Below are 16340 nucleotides of genomic sequence, written 5' to 3'. Positions count from 1 at the left end.
ACACGGAGAGGCATCCATGAGCCACCACACCTCCAAGCCGACGCTGGCCGACCGCGGCCAGAACTTCGGCATGCGCCTCATCACCCGCGCGGGTGGGCTGGAGGCCATGAAGAACCCCGCGCTGCGCGCCAAGGTCGAAAAGGTCCTCTATCGCGGAGCACGTCAAGGCTTCCGCGCTCAGGTCGCCGCCGGGCGCACTTTCGCTGCCAGGAGCGGCTCGGGCAGCCCGACACGGAGCAAGCCGGCCAAACCCCGCGTGCAGTTCGACCTGACTCCCAGCGACGACCAGGAGATGATCCGCGAAGCGGCGCGCGAGCTCGCCGACGAGGTGCTGCGTCCCGCCGCCTCGGCTGCTGACTCCGAGCGGACCGCACCCGACCAAGTGCGCGAGCAGGCCGCTCAGATGGGTATGGCGCTCCTCGGTGTGCCCACCGAGCTCGGCGGTGTCGCCGAGGAAGCCTCTGCAGTGACCAGCGCGCTTGTCCTCGAAGAACTCGCCCGCGGCGACATGGGTCTCGCCGTCGCGGTGATGCACCCCGCGGCAGTCGCGAACTGCCTTGTCAACTATGGCGATTCAGATCAGCAGGCGACCTACCTCGGCGCTTTCACCGACGAGCAGTCACCTGCAACCGGTGCTCTGGCGCTGATGGAGCCGCAGCCGCTCTTCGACCCGGCGAAGCCGCGGTCCACCGCCCGCCGCGAGGGCAGCGAACTCATCATCGATGGCACGAAGGCCCTCGTGCCCGGCGCCGCCAAGTCCGACCTGTTCATCATCTCCGTCAAACTCGACGGCGAGCCGCGCTTGGTCATCGTCCCGCCGGCCGCGGACGGCGTCACCGTGTCCGACAACCCCGCGATGGGCGTTCGCGCCGCGCACACCGGCACGCTGCACCTCGACGGCGTCCGCGTCCCGGCCAAGAACGTGCTCGGCAGCGCCGACGACCACACGGACGCGGTCGCCCGTGCACGGCTCGCCTGGTCCGCCGCAGCCGTCGGCACCGCGCAGGCCGTCCTCGACCAGGTGAAGACCTACACCAAGGAACGCAAGGCATTCGGCGAGCCGATCGCCAACCGTCAGGCGGTCGCCTTCACCGTCGCCAACATCGCCATCGAACTCGAGGGCCTGCGCCTGGTTGTATGGCGCGCGGCGTCCCGCCTGGACCGCGGCCTCGACGCGTCGGAGCAGATCGCCAACGCGCGGGCCCTGACCGAGAAGCACTGTGCCCAGATCGGATCCGACGGTGTGCAGCTGCTCGGCGGTCACGGCTTCGTCAAGGAGTTCGACAACGAGCGGTGGTTCCGCGACCTGCGCGGCGCGGGCCTGATGGAAGGCGTGCTCCTCGTATGACGACAGCGCCCTCCGGTGACGCATCGCCCGTCTGCTCCCGAAACATCTTTCGTGCCAAAGGATTTCGCTCATGATCGATCTTGAGATTCCGAAGAAGTTCGTCCCGCTCGTCAAGCAGGCAGCCGGCCTGGCCGACGAGGTCTTCCGCCCGATCAGCCGCAAATACGACCTGGCCGAGCACGAGTACCCCCGCGAGCTCGACCTGATGTCCGCCGTCATCGACGGTCTGTCCGACTCCGGCGCCTCGCAGGGTGCCGGTGCCCGCACTACCAGCGGTGGTGGCTCGACCGAGCCGGCCGGAGTCGGCGCCGGCTCGCACAGAAGCAAGCCCAAGGAGACCGTCAACGGCTCCAATCTGTCGTCCGTGCTGTCGATCATGCAGACCTGCCGCGGCGATGTCGGGCTGACCTTGTCGTTGCCCCGCCAGGGCCTGGGCAACGCCGCGATCGCCGCCGTGGCCAACGACGAGCAGAAGCAGCGCTACGGCAGCAAGTGGGCGGCCATGGCGATCACCGAGCCCGACACCGGCTCGGACTCCGGCGCGATTCGGACCACCGCCACCAAGGACGGCGACGAATACGTCCTCAACGGCGAGAAGATTTTCGTGACCAGCGGCGAACGCGCCGAACTGGTCGTGGTGTGGGCGACGCTGGACCGCTCGCTCGGCAAGCGCGCCATCAAGTCGTTCGTCGTGCGCCGGGACAACCCCGGGCTGAAGCTGGTGCGGCTGGAGCACAAGCTCGGCATCCGCGCATCGGACACCGCCGCGTTCTCACTGGACAACTGCCGCGTGCCGGCCGACGACCTGCTCGGCGACCCGGAGATCCGCACCGAGGGCGGCTTCGGCGGGGCGATGCAGACCTTCGACAACACCCGCCCGCTGGTCGCGGCGATGGCCGTCGGCCTGACCCGGGCCAGCCTCGACCTGACCACGGATCTGCTCGCCGAGGCGGGCATCCGGGCGGACCCGGCGGCCCCCGCTCACACGCAGCCGTATGCCGCGGCGCGCCTGCTGCAGATGGAGGCCGACTACGAGGCGGCATACCTGCTGACCCTGCGCGCGGCGTGGATGGCGGACAACGGCAAGCCCAACTCGATGCAGGCGTCGATGGCCAAGGCCAAGGCCGGCCGCACCTGTGTCGACGTGGCACTGACCTGCGTGCAGCTTTGCGGCGCAACGGGATACGCCGAGACCGAGCTGCTGGAGAAGTGGGCTCGCGACAGCAAGATCCTGGACATCTTCGAGGGCACGCAGCAGATCCAGTTGCTGGTGGTCGCGCGTCGCCTGCTCGAGCTGAGCTCCAGCGAACTGAGGTAGCTCAGACAGCGAGAAGGCCCGACCGGTGAACCGGTCGGGCCTTCTTGATGTGTGGCAGCACCTCGAGACGCTCGCTCGTACTCCTTCGAGACGCCCACTCGTCCCTCGTGGGCTCCTCAGGACGAAGCTCACGAGCTCCTCGGTGACCTCACAGTCAGCTCTTGGTGTTGGCGCGCTGCATCGCCATCACCAGATCGTCCCGCGCACTCTGCGTGGAGGCGTTGTGGATCGCGTCCATCAGGGCGCGACGGCTGCGGGCGTTTTCACGGCGGTCACGGATGGCGCGGGCGAACGTGGTCATGCTGGTCTCTCCTTCGAGACGAACTTCGAGAACGAATTTTTCGTTATCGAAATTTTATCTCTCCGAAACCAGGCGCCGCCACTCGCCGGTAGGTGATTTCCGGCACACCCCTGAGACGCACACCGACGCACGCACACCGGCGGGCCTGTCGTCAGCCCCGTTCGAGGCTGGCACGCACGATCCGCAGCACCTCGTCGGTCCCCAGCCCGAGCCGGCGAACCCGCACCGCGAAGTCGTCCGCGGCGGCCGCGGCGAGCGCTCGCGTCGTGTCGCCGCCGGCCGCGACCTGCGTGCCCGAGCGACCCTTCGCCACGACCAGCCCGGCCGTCTCGAGCTCGGTGTAGGCCTTGGCCACGGTGCCGGGTGCGACACCGAGCTCCTCGGCCAGCCCGCGCACTGACGGCAGGCGTGCCCCGACGGTCAGCTCCCCCGCCTCGATGCGCGCGGCGATGCCGTCACAGATCTGCTGGTATGGCGGGACTGCTGCGTCGTGGTCGATCGTCATCATGACCCCCATCGAACAACCTCCTGCACCGCAGCGGATCCCGGACGGCCACGACACGCCGCCGACACCCGGCCGACAGCCCGCCGACACGCTGCAAACACGCTGCGTTCAGTCACCGCCGAGGAAACAATTTTCCCCTAATCTGCCACTTACGATTCCATTTTCCGTAGGGTCGCCCTGATCCCCGGCCCACCCCGTTCCGCGTCCCCAAGGAGAACCCCATGCGCACCACGACAGCCGCGGCCCTCGCCTCGCTCACCGCGCTCACTCTCGCCCTCGCCGGTTGTGGCGACAGCGGCGGCAGCTCGAGCGCCGGAGACGGCGACTCCGGCGCCAAGGGAGGCTCGAAGTCGCTGACCTTCTGGGTGATGAAGGGCACCAACCCGGACGCGTCGAAGTTCTACTCGGCGATCAAGAAGGAATTCAAGAAGCAGACCGGCGCCACGCTGAAGGTCCAGGAGGTCGAGTGGGCCGACGCGCACGACAAGCTGGTGCGTTCGTTCGCCGGCGGCGGCGGTCCCGACGTCTCGGAGATCGGCACCACCTGGACGCCTGAGTTTGCCGCGGCAGGCGGCCTGGCCGACATCACCAAGCAGGTCACGGCCTCGGGGATGGCCAAGGACGAGCTGCAGGCGTTGAAGGACTCGGCGACCTACGACGGCAAGCAGTACGGCGTCGGCTGGTATGCCGGTGTCCGCGGCATGGTCTACCGCAAGGACATCTTCAAAAAGGACGGCGTGAAGGTCCCGACCAACTGGGCCGAGCTGGAGAAGGCCGTCAAGACGCTGAAGGCCAAGGAGCCGAAGATGGCGGCGATGCCGGTCGCCGGTGGCTCGTCATACGGCGCGGCACCGTTCATCTGGGGCGCCGGCGGTGCCTTCGCCACCAAGGACGGCGACAAGTGGAAGGGCGCACTGGACTCCAAGGCGTCGCAGGCCGGGCTGAAGTTCTACACCGACCTGGCGCTGAAGGACGGCTCGTCGACGACTGCCGCGTCGACCTGGAAGGAGACCGACCTGCTCGACGCGTTCGCCAAGAACAAGGCGGCGATGGTGATCCAGGGCAACTGGACACCCAAGACCGTGATCGAGCAGAACCCGGACCTCAAGGGCAAGGTCGGCGCGTTCGCGATCCCCGGCAAGGACGGCGGTGTGGCACCGGCCTTCCTCGGCGGATCCAACCTGTCGGTGATGGCGACCAGCAAGAAGCAGGACCTGGCCTGGAAGTTCATCAAGATGATGACGACCGGCGACCTGGCCAAGAAGTGGGCCGACCAGACGGGCTACCTGCCGACCACCAAGACAGCGCTCAAGCCGTATGCCGAGAGCTCGGACAAGCTCGTCGCACCGTTCGCGACCGCCATGCTCAAGGGCGGCCGCAACGTGCCGAGCGCGCCGCAGTGGGGCACCGTCGAGGGCAACAAGACCATCACCGCGATGCTGCAGTCGATCCTCACCGGCACGTCGGTCGAGGCGGCGACCAAGAAGGCATCGGCATCGATCGAGACGACGCTCAACGCCAAGAACTGACGCCCGCAGCGACCCGATCCGAAGAATCGATACGTGCCTACTTCCAAATCACGACCCTGGCTGCTGCTCGCCGGCCCGCTGATCGTCATCGCGGGACTGCTCCTCTACCCGATCGTCCGGGTGACGGTGTTGTCCTTCCAGCGCTACAACCTGCGCGAGGTGATCAGCGGGCACCCGGTGGGCATCGGGTTCGACAACTACAAGCAGATCTTCACCGGGGCGCCCGGGCTACCCGCGTCATACCTGTGGAAGACGATCCTCCCGAACACCGTTGTGTTCGCTGCACTTGCGGTGATCTGCACAATTGTTCTCGGCACCCTGGTCGCGCTGCTGTTGCTGAATGTCGGCACGAAGGTCCGGGCCCTCATCATCGGGTCGGTCCTGATCGCCTGGGCGATCCCCGCGGTGTCGGACACCTACGTCTGGACGTGGATCTTCGCGCCCGACGACGGTGTCGCCAAGAGCGTGCTGGAGTGGCTCGGCCTGATCGGGCCGGAGGGGCATAACTGGTTCACCGATCGGTGGTCGTTCTACGCGATCGTGCTGCTGAACGTCGTCCACCACAGCTTCCCCTTCGTCGCGGTGACGCTCTTCGCCGGGATGCTCACCGTGCCCACCGAGTTGCACGAGGCGGCCAAGATCGACGGAGCATCGGCGTGGCGGCGGTTCTGGTCGGTCACCGTCCCGCTGCTGCGGCCGGTCTTCGCCGTGGTCACCATCCTGTCGACGATCTGGGACTTCAAGGTCTTCACCCAGATCTATCTGATGCCCGGCGGTGACGGCAGCAACCCTAAGGTGTTCAACCTCGGTGTCTGGTCCTACGTCTCGTCCATCAACCAGACGAAATACGGCCTCGGCTCCGCGATCGCCGTGCTGCTCACGCTGGTGTTGCTGGTGATCACACTGATCTACCTGCGGGTGATGTTCCGTGAGGAGGAGACCGCATGAGGACCAACTCGCCGTGGCGCACGGTCGGCAAGACGGTCGCCGTGCTCGCGCTGCTCTTCTTCACGCTCTTCCCCGTCTATTTCATGTTGAGCACCGCGTTCAACGCACGCAACGGCTCCGGCACCGACAGCCTGCTGCCCGACCACGTCACGTTCGACAACTTCACCCGGGTATTCACCGAGCACGATTTCGGTCAGTACCTGCTCAACTCGGCGATCGTCACGGTCGCGGTGGTCGTGCTCTCCGGAGCGCTGGCGTTGCTCGGGGCCGTCGCGATCGCGCGGTTCCGCTTCCGGTTCCGCTCCACCATGCTCGTGCTGATCCTGGTCGTGCAGATGCTGCCGGCCGAGGCACTGGTGATCCCGCTGTTCCTGCAGATGAAGGACTGGCGGATGCTCAACTCGTTGCTCGGGTTGATCCTGGTCTACATCGCGTTCTCGTTGCCCTTCGCCATCTGGAACCTCCGGGGGTTCGTCGCGGCCGTGCCGCGCGAGTTGGAGGAGGCGGCATACCTGGACGGCTGCGGGTGGTGGCGCATGTTCCGGTCGGTGCTGCTGCCCCTGGTGGTGCCGGGACTCGTTGCTACGTCGGCGTTCTCGTTCGTCATGGCGTGGGAGGAGTTCACCTTCGCGCTGACCTTCCTGTCCAAGGACAGTGTGCTGACGGTCGGGGTCGGTCTACAGCACTTCTCCACCGCGAACACCAATGACTGGGGTGGCCTGATGGCAGCGTCCACAGTCGTTACGCTGCCGGTCGTGATCGTCTTCGTGCTCGCCCAGCGGCGCCTCGGTGCCGGCCTCGTCTCCGGTGCCGTGAAGTGAACGCGCCATCCGCGGACTCGACCCGCCTCAGCTCCGACCCCGCTGTCGACCGACTGGTCCACAGTGTGCTCCAGCCCGGCTTCTCCGGCCGCGAGACTCCGCCCCGCTGGCTTGCCGAAGCGATCGAGCGCGGGTTGGGCGGCGTCGTCTATTTCAGTCACAACATCGGCGACGTCGCCACGACCGCTGCGTTGTCGCAACAACTGCACGACATGGGCGACCTGCTGATCGCGACCGACGAGGAGGGCGGCATCGTCAGCCGACTCGGCGCACGCAACGGGTCGCCGCACGTCGGAGCCGCCATGCTGGGCCGGGTCGATGACGTCGGGGTGACCCGCGCTGTCGCGGCGGCGATCGGCGCCGACCTGCTCGCCTCCGGCATCGACATCGACCTGGCACCGGTCGTCGACGTCAACAGCAACCCGCGCAACCCGGTGATCGGGGTCCGGTCCTTCGGCAACACACCGCAACTGGTCTCCCGGCATGCCGTCGCGTATGCCGATGGCCTGCAGTCCACCGGCGTCGCCGCCACCGCCAAGCACTTCCCGGGACACGGTGACACCGCAGTCGACTCGCATGTCGGCCTGCCTCGCGTCGACGCACCACTTGACGTGCTGCGGGAGCGGGAGCTGGCTCCCTTCGCCGCCGCGGTCTCGGCCGGCGTCCGGTGCATCATGACCGCCCACGTGATCGTGCCCGCCCTGGACCCGACCCGGCCGTCGACGATCAGCGCCGCTGCCCTCGCCCTGCTGCGCGAGGAGCTCGGCTTCGACGGCGTCATCATGACCGACGCGCTGGACATGGGCGCAATCAACGACACGATCGGCCTCGGCGAGGGCTGCGTGCAGGCGATGCTCGCCGGCGCCGACCTGCTCGGCCTCGGCAACCCGGTGCTCGGCGCGGACAGCCCGGACAAGGACAAGCGTGTCTTCACCGAGGCGCGGGATGCGTTGTCGGGCGCGATCGACGAAGGTCGTCTGCCCGTGGAGCGGCTGGAGGAAGCGGCCGCACGCATCGACGCCCTACGCGCCTGGCGACGGGCACACGCATCCGCAGCATCGCAGGTCCGACCCGATGACAGTGCCGACCGATCCGCCGCCCGACGCGCGCTGGCGACACGCGGCACCATCGCCATACCTCGGAAACCGTTGCAGGTGGTGGACGTTCGACGCCAACGCAACGTCGCTGCCGGTGCCCTGCCGGCAATGACCACAGCAGCGGTGCTCGCCGCCGCGCCGGGGTCGATGCTGACGTCGGCCTTCGTCCTGTCCGACGCGGCGGAAGGACACGCTGGCCACTCCGAGATCCGGACACAGGACGAGCTGCCGGTCGCCGATGTCGTCGTCACCGGGTCGCCCAGACATGACGCCGCGCAGGACGAGCAGCTGCAGCGCTGCCTGCTGACCAACCCCGATGCACTGGTCATCGTCTCCGGATATGCGGACGGCACCGAGGACCTCTTCGGTGCGCGCCGGGTGATCTGGACCTTCGGCGACAGCGTGCCCACGGCGGCAGCCGTCCGCGAGTTGCTCACTCGCTGAACGACGCTCGCCGCCCGGGGCGCCCCGACGGTCACCCATCCGGGCACCTTCAGTGTTTGGTCAAGACTTCGCATTTTTCTTGGCAGCCCGTCGCTCCGGGAGAACACTGATGCCGAAGGTAATCGTTTACTCACCTGGGGTGTCCAATGCGTGTTCGTTTCCGTGGCCGGTCGGAGCACGCCATCGGCATCACCCTCGCGGCATTCGCACTGCTGGTCAGCGGATGCTTCCTGCCCGCCGCTGCTGCGGCTCCGCGAGCGTTGTCCGCCTCCGACTCGGCCAGCTCGACCCAGGCCGCGAATCTGCTGGCCGACCCCGGATTCGAGCAGCAGACCTCGTCGACGCTGAGCGCGCCGTGGCACTGCACCGGCAACTGCGGCGCGGACATCGACAAGGGCTGGGCACACGGCGGCACGAACAACGCGTTCGCCCGCTACAACAGCGGGTGGAACAGCGTCTACCAGACGGTGACCGTCACTCCGCACACGACCTACGTGCTCACCGGCTGGGTGCAGACGTCCGCCAACTCGGCCGAGGGTTACATCGGCGCCCGGGTGCCCGGCGGCGGCCCCGTCCGCAACGAGGACCGCTTCGCTGCCGTGGGGTCCTGGAAGCAATTCAGCGTCACGGTCGACAGTGGCGATGCCACGTCACTCGATGTCTATGCCGGCGTCTGGGCGTCCGAGGACACCTGGATCCAGGCGGACGACTTCTCGCTCACGGCCGTCGGCAGTGACCTGCTCGGCGAGGGCACCAACATGTATCCCCGTGCCATCCGCCTCGCTCACTCCGGCGACGCGAACGGCCAGATCATCGCGTCGAGTTCGTATGACGCACAACGTATCTCGTCGATCTACCGGAGCACCGACGATGGCCGCAGCTTCCAGAAGATCAGCGCGATCGACGAGCCACGCGCGCCGCAGGGAGTCTGCTGCGCGTCCATCTACGAGTTGCCCCGAGCCGTGGGCGACCTCCCGGAGGGCGCGCTGCTCTTCGCGGCGTCCTACGGGATCAACGCCAAACCGATGTCGTTGGAGCTGTGGGCATCGCTCGACCACGGGGTGACGTGGACGAAGCGATCGACGGCCATCACCGCCGCAGCCGGCGGCACGTTGTGGGAGCCGGAGATGCGGGTCAATGCCGAGGGCCAGCTGACGATGTACTACTCGGACGAGACCCAGCCGGGACACAGCCAGACCCTGATGGAGATCTTCTCCCCCGACGGTGGCAAGACCTTCGGCAAGCCCTATCCCGTTGTCAGCCTGTCGGATTCGTCAGCTCGTCCCGGCATGCCCGTTGTCCGGGAGCTGCGCAACGGCACCCGGATCATGACCTACGAGATCTGCGGTGGCGGCTACAACTGCGACGTCTACTACCGCACCTCGGCCGACGGAGCGGACTGGGGCAACCCCGCCGCTGCCGGCAGCAAGATCGTCGCGACGGACGGCACGCACTTCCGGCATACGCCGGTGATCACGGTGCTCGACGACGGGTCGGCGACCGGCAAGCTCGTGCTGGCCGGCCAGATGTACGTCAACTCCGCCGGCGGCATCGACGGCGGGAACGGCATCACCCTGCTGACCAACTCCACCGGCGGCAGTGGCGCGTGGCACCGAATCATCGCCCCGGTCAGCGTGCCGCAGGCGGCCGACGACGTGTGTGAGAACTACAGCCCGGCGCTGGTCCCGACGGCCGACTACGCGCACGTCGTGGAGATCGCCACCACCTGGCGCGACGGCACCTGCATCGCACGGTTCGCGACCGGTCGCGTCTGAGACAACAGCACACAGCACCCGCGAAAGGATCCCATCGTGAAACCGACTCGTCGCGCCGTCCTCGGCGCAGCAGGCACCGCAGCACTCATCGGTGCACTCAGCGTCAACGCATCTCGCCACCCCGCGAGCGCAGCGACCGGCGCCACCAAGATCAAGGACCTCAGCGGGCCGGCCCAGACCGGGCCCTTCGCCACACCCTGGTCCGACCTCGGCATTCCGGCCAGCTGCCCGGACGGCTCGATGCTCTTCGTCGGCGGCGACTCCTTCGACGGCGCCGGTGTCGGCGGCCCCAACTGGCGCTCACCGGTCGGATTGCGTTCCAGCAGCAGCGATCTGGGCTCCCTCACCATCGACAGTGCCGTCGGTGGGAGCTCCGCGGTCGGCCTGGTCCCCGAGGGGCACGCGCCGGTCGGCGGCGGCTTCACCACCGCGATCCCGAGCGATGTCTTCACCATCGGCAACACGATGTACATGCACCTGATGCGGGGTGTCATCTATCAGACCGATCACAGTGACTTCTGGAAGTCCGACGACAACGGCAACACCTGGACCTACCTGTGCCAGTGGCCGGGCAACCTGCTCGGCGGGCAGTTCCAGCAGAAGACGTATGCCGTCGCGGACGACGGCTACTGCTACGTGCTGTCCAGTGTCTTCAACCGCGGCACGACGTCGGGCCTGCTGCTGCACCGCGTCCGGCACGCCGAGGTCGGCACCCCGGCGGCATACCAGCCGTGGGGTTACGCGAACGGCGCATGGGCATGGGGCAACCCGGCGACGACCATCACCACAGCGCGAGGATGGGGCGAGATCTGCTTCCGGCAGATCGAAGGCCACTTCGTGCTGACCTACCTGCAGGGTGACCGCATCTACGCACAGGTCGCCGACTCGGCGATCGGCAACTTCTTCACCGCCCCGAAGCAGACGCTGATCGTCAACGGCCCGGCGAACGCACAGGGCGGCAACGTCGTGACCGCGCCCTACGGCGGCTTCGTGATCCCCGGGTCCACCCTCGCCGACCTCGAGCTGGTGATCAGCCAGTGGTATGACGACCAGAACTACCGCTTCATGCAGTACCGGATCAGCGGTCTCGCGGTGTGACCGGACGAGCCGGGTCCAAGTCCAGGTCCTCGTCCGGTCAGGACCGCTTGGCCTCGACCGTCCGGCGGACCGCGGCGGCGACCTCGGGCGCCACCACCGGGTCGAAGACACTCGGCACGATGTAGCTCGCGTTGAGCTCGTCCGGGCGGACGGCATCGGCGATCGCGCGTGCCGCTGCTACCAGCAACGAGGTGCTGATCTTGTGGGCGGAGGCATCCAGCAGGCCGCGGAAGAGGCCCGGGAACGCAAGCACGTTGTTGATCTGGTTGGGGAAGTCGCTGCGCCCGGTCGCGACGACGGCGGCGTGCTTGGCCGCTTCCTCCGCCGGGACCTCGGGGTCCGGGTTGGCCAGCGCGAAGACGATCGAGTCGTCGGCCATCGCGGCAATCTCCTTCTCCCCCAGGATGTTCGGGCCCGAGACCCCGATGAAGACGTCGGCGTCGACCAGCGCCTCCGCGAGCGTGCCGTCGACCCCTCGGGGGTTGGTGTTCTCGGCGATCCACACCCGGTGCTCGTCCTGGTAGCTGCCTCCGCGGTGGATGGCCCCGGAGCGGCTGCACGCGACAATGTCCGATGCTCCCTGCGCACCGAGCAGCTGGATGATGGCGTGCCCGGCCGCGCCCACGCCTGACACGACGATGCGGACGTCCTCGATCTTCTTGTCCACCACACGCAACGCGTTGATCAGCGCTGCGAGCACCACGATCGCGGTGCCGTGCTGGTCGTCGTGGAAGACCGGAATGCTCAGCTCCTCGCGCAGCCGACGCTCGATCTCGAAGCAACGCGGCGCAGCGATGTCCTCCAGGTTGACCCCGCCATACACGGGCGCGAGCGCCTTGACGATCTGGATGATCTCCTCGGTGTCGGTCGTGTCGAGGCAGACCGGCCAGGCGTCGACATTCGCAAACTGCTTGAACAGCGCGGCCTTGCCCTCCATCACCGGCAGCGCGGCCTCCGGGCCGATGTCACCGAGCCCGAGCACCGCGGTGCCGTCGGTCACCACGGCGACGGCGTTGCGCTTGATGGTCAGCCGGCGCGCGTCCTCGGGACTGTCGGCGATGGCCAGGCACACTCGAGCAACACCGGGCGTGTAGACACGGGACAGGTCGTCGCGGGTCCGCAGCTCGACTTTCGGCTCGACCGAGAGCTTGCCGCCGATGTGCATCAGGAAGGTGCGGTCGCTGACCTTCTTGACGTCGAATCCGCCTGCCGCGATGAGGGATTCGCGGATGCGAGTGGCGTGGTTCTCGTCCGTCGTGTCGCAGGTGACGTCGACGACCAGACCCTCGGGAGTCGACTCGGCGACGTCGAGCGCGGTCACCGACGCACCCGCGTCGGCGACGGCAGACGCGAGGTCGCTCGCGCTGCGCCCGCCGGGTGTGAGTCCGACACGCAATGTCACCGAGTAGCCGGGGCTGGTCTGAGTCATGAAGGTCTCCGATCTGACGAGAACGACGGCAGCGCCGCCCGAAGTGGGTCGCAGTATGCCGCATCCGTTCACTGCGGCGTGCAGGCGACAGCAAATGCGGACAACACCTTGACGTGGTCGGGACCAGCTTGGCACACTTCCATCATTCAATATTTTAATTCCGCGTTATGAAATACAAAGGAAGGTCCGATGACACGTCACACCGTGAACGCCTCGATCCTGCTGACCGACCTGCCCGTGCTCGAGCGGCCGGGTGCAGTCCGGGACGCCGGCCTGGATGCCGTCGAGTTCTGGTGGCCGTGGTCGGTGGCGGTACCGTCCGGCGACGAGGTCGACGACTTCGTTGATGCGGTCCGCGCAGCGGGCGTGCAACTGACCGGCCTCAACTTCTTCGCCGGGGACATGCCCGGTGGCGAGCGCGGCATCGTCAGCAACCCCGAGCGCCAGGACGAGTTCCACGCCAACGTCGAAGTCGTCGTGGACATCGGGGAACGCCTCGGCTGCCGGCACTTCAACGCGCTCTACGGCCTGCATGAGCCGTCGCGTGATGCATCCGCGGAGGCGGAGACCGCGCGGGCCAACCTGACCCACGCGGCCAAGGCCGTCGACGCCATCGGCGGCACCGTCCTGCTGGAGCCGGTGTCGGGCGCCGACGCCTACCCGTTGAAGACCGCGGCCGACGCCCTCGCGGTGATCGACTCGCTGGACGTCGAGAACGTCAAGCTGCTCGCCGACTTCTACCACCTCGCCGTCAACGGCGACGACGTGCCGCAGGTCATCGCCGACCACGCAGCCGACTTCGGCCACATCCAGATCGCCGACTCCCCCGGGCGTGGCGCGCCCGGCACCGGCGACCTGCCGCTCACCGAGTGGATCACCGCAGCACAGCAGGGCGGTTACGACGGGCCGATCGGCCTGGAATACAAGAGCGACCAGGGCGACCCCTTCGCCTGGCTGCGGCACTGAACTTCCCTGACCGCCATACAGTTTCAAGGAGCCAACGTCATGAGCAACACCACTTCCGTCGCCGTCATCGGCCTGGGCATCATGGGTGCCCCGATGGCCGCCAACCTCGTGCGAGCCGGCTATCAGGTCACCGGCTACAACCGCAGCCAGGAGCCGATCGACAAGCTCGTCGCCGAAGGCGGGCGGGCCGCGTCCTCGGTCGCCGAGGCAGTGCAGGACGCTGACGTCATCATCACCATGGTCCCCGACTCCCCCGACGTCGCGGCGGTCGCGCGCGGCGAGGGAGACGAGGCGGGGCTGATCGCCACGGCGAAGTCCGGAGCGATCTGGATCGACTGCTCGACCATTCGTCCGGACGTCGCCCGAGAGGTCGCCGAGGAGGCCACCGCGGCCGGGCTGAAGGTGCTCGACGCACCGGTGTCCGGCGGGCAGGCCGGCGCCGTCGAGGGGACCCTGTCGATCATGGTCGGCGGCAATGCCGAAGACCTCGAGCAGGTGCGCCCGATCCTCGAAACCGTAGGCAGCACAGTGGTGCACGTCGGGCCGAGTGGGTCGGGACAGACCGTCAAGGCTGCCAATCAGCTGATCGTTGCCGGCACCATCGAGCTGGTCGCCGAAGCGCTCGTTTTCCTCGAGGCGTATGACGTCGACACCACGGCCGCGGTCGAGGTGCTGGCCGGTGGCCTGGCGGGCAACCGGATCCTGGACCGCAAGGCCGCCTCGATGATCAAGCGCGAGTTCGAGCCGGGCTTCCGGATCGACCTGCACCACAAGGACATGGGCATCGTGCTGGACTCGGCCCGCGCGGCCGGTGTTGCCATACCGCTCGGGGCACAGACCGCCCAGCTCGTGCAGGATCTGCGCAACCTCGGTCACGGCGGGCTCGATCACTCCGCCCTGCTGCTGCTGGTCGAGCAGCTCTCCGGTCGCAACGCACAGGACGGCGGTGAGCAGCGATGACACGTATGCAAGCTGTCGACGCGGCCTGCCTGATCCTCGAACGCGAAGGCGCCACACAGACATTCGGCCTTCCCGGCGCCGCGATCAACCCGCTCTACGCAGCCATGCGACGTCATGGCGGCATGCGGCACGTGCTCGCCCGGCATGTCGAGGCGGCTTCGCACATGGCCGAGGGATACACCCGCGCAGCGGCCGGCAACATCGGCGTGTGCCTGGGCACCTCCGGACCGGCCGGCACCGACATGATCACCGGCCTGTATTCCGCCTGGGCCGACTCCACACCGATCCTGGCGATCACCGGACAGGCACCGATCGCCAAGCTGGACAAGGAGGACTTCCAGGCGGTCGACATCGCCTCGATCGCCTCCCCGGTCACCAAGTGGGCGGTCACGGTCAAGGAGGCCGCGCAGGTGCCGGGCACCCTGGCGAAGGCGTTCTGGCTGATGCGTGAGGGACGGCCCGGACCGGTCCTGGTCGACCTGCCGCTGGACGTCCAGCAGACCGAGATCGACTTCGACATCGACACCTACGAGCCGCTGCCGGTGCTCCGCCCGGCCGCAACGCCCGCACAGGCCGGCAGGGTCTTCGACATGCTGCTGGCCGCGGAGCGTCCGGTGATCGTCGCCGGTGGCGGCATCATCAACGCCGATGCGTCCGCACAGCTGCTCGAAGTGGCCGAGCTCCTCGGCATACCGGTGATTCCGACGCTGATGGGCTGGGGCGTCATACCCGACGACCACCCGCTGCACGCAGGCATGGTCGGCATCCAGACCGCCCACCGCTACGGCAACGAGACGATGCTTGCCGCCGACTTCGTGCTCGGTGTCGGCAACCGGTGGGCCAACCGGCACACCGGTGCGCTCGATGTCTACCGCGCGGGCCGGAAGTTCGTGCACGTCGACATCGAGCCGACCCAGATCGGCCGGGTCTTCGCGCCCGACTACGGAGTCGTGTCGGACGCCGGAGCGTTCCTCGACGCGTTCCTCGCCGAGGCTCGGCGCCGTGCGGCCGACGGGCCGCTGCCCGACTACGCCGTGTGGGCCAAGGACTGCCAGCAGCGCAAGGCGACCCTGCAGCGCAAGACGCACTTCGACAACGTGCCGATCAAACCGCAACGCGTCTATGAGGCGATGAACGCGGCGTTCGACCGGGAGACGACCTACGTCTCCACGATCGGCCTGTCCCAGATCGCCGGCGCCCAACTGCTGCACGTCTTCGGCCCGCGCCGCTGGATCAACTGCGGCCAGGCCGGACCGCTGGGCTGGACCCTGCCCGCAGCGCTCGGGGTGGCCACCGCGAAGCCCGACCAGCCGGTGGTGGCCCTGTCCGGCGACTACGATTTCCAGTTCCTGATCGAGGAGCTGGCGGCCGGAGCACAGCACAACATCGGCTACGTGCACGTGCTGGTCAACAACTCCTACCTCGGCCTGATCCGGCAGTCGCAACGCGCCTTCGACATGGACTACCACGTGTCGCTCGCCTTCGAGAACATCAACTCTCCGGAGGTCGAGGGGTATGGCGTGGACCATCTGAAGGTGGTGGAAGGCCTGGGCTGCAAGGCGATCCGGGTGCATCACCCCGACGACCTGGAGCCTGCCCTGCGCAAGGCGAGTGCACTGGCCGGCGAGCTGAAGGTGCCGGTCGTCGTCGAGGTGATCCTCGAGCGGATCACTAACATCTCCATGGGTGCGGCCGGCATCGACGCCGTCAACGAGTTCGAGGCGGTGGCCGAGGCTGCACAGGACGCGCCCACCGCCATACTTCCCATCGGGTGACCGCCGAAGCGGTCAGCCCAGCCATC

Annotated in this window: 14 protein-coding genes; 11 read left to right on the top strand and 3 right to left on the bottom strand. The window is 67.8% G+C overall.

Features of this window, described 5'->3' with window-relative positions; translation table 11 throughout:
* Nucleotides 1-16: 16 nt before the first annotated feature.
* Together ACSZL9_RS11290 and ACSZL9_RS11285 are read left to right on the top strand one after the other, a co-directional pair.
* Nucleotides 17-1348, top strand: coding sequence for an acyl-CoA dehydrogenase family protein (locus ACSZL9_RS11290; protein WP_446665590.1), 1332 nt, complete (start codon nucleotides 17-19; stop codon nucleotides 1346-1348).
* 70 nt (nucleotides 1349-1418) lie between these two features.
* Complete coding sequence (locus tag ACSZL9_RS11285) at nucleotides 1419-2666, top strand: acyl-CoA dehydrogenase family protein (RefSeq protein WP_446665589.1); 1248 nt, start codon at nucleotides 1419-1421, stop codon at nucleotides 2664-2666.
* A 154-nt stretch (nucleotides 2667-2820) separates the two neighbouring features.
* Here the strand turns inward: ACSZL9_RS11285 and ACSZL9_RS11280 are convergent, their stop codons facing one another.
* Nucleotides 2821-2967, bottom strand: coding sequence for a hypothetical protein (locus tag ACSZL9_RS11280; RefSeq protein WP_446665588.1), 147 nt, complete (start codon nucleotides 2965-2967; stop codon nucleotides 2821-2823).
* Nucleotides 2968-3118: 151 nt separating this feature from the next.
* Nucleotides 3119-3484 carry a GntR family transcriptional regulator gene (locus tag ACSZL9_RS11275; protein WP_446665587.1) on the bottom strand — a complete coding sequence of 122 codons (366 nt, stop codon included), beginning with the start codon at nucleotides 3482-3484 and terminating at the stop codon, nucleotides 3119-3121.
* A 209-nt stretch (nucleotides 3485-3693) separates the two neighbouring features.
* Here ACSZL9_RS11275 and ACSZL9_RS11270 point away from each other — a divergent pair, with 209 nt between their 5' ends.
* From ACSZL9_RS11270 to ACSZL9_RS11245, 6 genes are all read left to right on the top strand, one after another.
* Nucleotides 3694-5001 carry a sugar ABC transporter substrate-binding protein gene (locus tag ACSZL9_RS11270; protein ID WP_446665586.1) on the top strand — a complete coding sequence of 436 codons (1308 nt, stop codon included), beginning with the start codon at nucleotides 3694-3696 and terminating at the stop codon, nucleotides 4999-5001.
* Between the two features lie 33 nt (nucleotides 5002-5034).
* Complete coding sequence (locus ACSZL9_RS11265) at nucleotides 5035-5949, top strand: carbohydrate ABC transporter permease (RefSeq protein WP_446665585.1); 915 nt, start codon at nucleotides 5035-5037, stop codon at nucleotides 5947-5949.
* A complete protein-coding gene (locus ACSZL9_RS11260) occupies nucleotides 5946-6770 on the top strand; it encodes a carbohydrate ABC transporter permease (RefSeq protein ID WP_446665584.1) in 825 nt (274 codons plus the stop codon). The genes ACSZL9_RS11265 and ACSZL9_RS11260 overlap by 4 nt, the downstream gene beginning before the upstream one ends.
* Nucleotides 6767-8311, top strand: coding sequence for a glycoside hydrolase family 3 N-terminal domain-containing protein (locus ACSZL9_RS11255; protein WP_446665583.1), 1545 nt, complete (start codon nucleotides 6767-6769; stop codon nucleotides 8309-8311). Before ACSZL9_RS11260 ends, ACSZL9_RS11255 begins: the two co-directional genes overlap by 4 nt.
* Nucleotides 8312-8457: 146 nt before the next feature.
* On the top strand, nucleotides 8458-10086 hold the full coding sequence (locus ACSZL9_RS11250; protein ID WP_446665582.1) for a hypothetical protein: 1629 nt from the start codon (nucleotides 8458-8460) through the stop codon (nucleotides 10084-10086).
* Nucleotides 10087-10122: 36 nt separating this feature from the next.
* Nucleotides 10123-11184, top strand: coding sequence for a DUF4185 domain-containing protein (locus tag ACSZL9_RS11245; protein ID WP_446665581.1), 1062 nt, complete (start codon nucleotides 10123-10125; stop codon nucleotides 11182-11184).
* Nucleotides 11185-11221: 37 nt separating this feature from the next.
* On the opposite strand, the gene ACSZL9_RS11240 is transcribed toward ACSZL9_RS11245, so the two are convergent.
* Nucleotides 11222-12613, bottom strand: coding sequence for a malic enzyme-like NAD(P)-binding protein (locus tag ACSZL9_RS11240; RefSeq protein ID WP_446665580.1), 1392 nt, complete (start codon nucleotides 12611-12613; stop codon nucleotides 11222-11224).
* A gap of 189 nt (nucleotides 12614-12802) precedes the next feature.
* Here ACSZL9_RS11240 and ACSZL9_RS11235 point away from each other — a divergent pair, with 189 nt between their 5' ends.
* The 3 genes from ACSZL9_RS11235 to gcl are packed head-to-tail and all read left to right on the top strand — an operon-like array spanning nucleotide 12803 to nucleotide 16314.
* A complete protein-coding gene (locus ACSZL9_RS11235; RefSeq protein WP_446665579.1) occupies nucleotides 12803-13579 on the top strand; it encodes a hydroxypyruvate isomerase family protein in 777 nt (258 codons plus the stop codon).
* 39 nt (nucleotides 13580-13618) lie between these two features.
* Complete coding sequence (locus ACSZL9_RS11230) at nucleotides 13619-14539, top strand: 2-hydroxy-3-oxopropionate reductase (RefSeq protein ID WP_446665578.1); 921 nt, start codon at nucleotides 13619-13621, stop codon at nucleotides 14537-14539.
* Nucleotides 14536-16314 carry a glyoxylate carboligase gene (gene gcl / locus ACSZL9_RS11225; RefSeq protein ID WP_446665577.1) on the top strand — a complete coding sequence of 593 codons (1779 nt, stop codon included), beginning with the start codon at nucleotides 14536-14538 and terminating at the stop codon, nucleotides 16312-16314. Before ACSZL9_RS11230 ends, gcl begins: the two co-directional genes overlap by 4 nt.
* Nucleotides 16315-16340: the final 26 nt, after the last annotated feature.

Source organism: Flexivirga sp. B27, from assembly GCF_052905685.1.
This window is presented reverse-complemented; position numbering and strand designations above follow the sequence as displayed.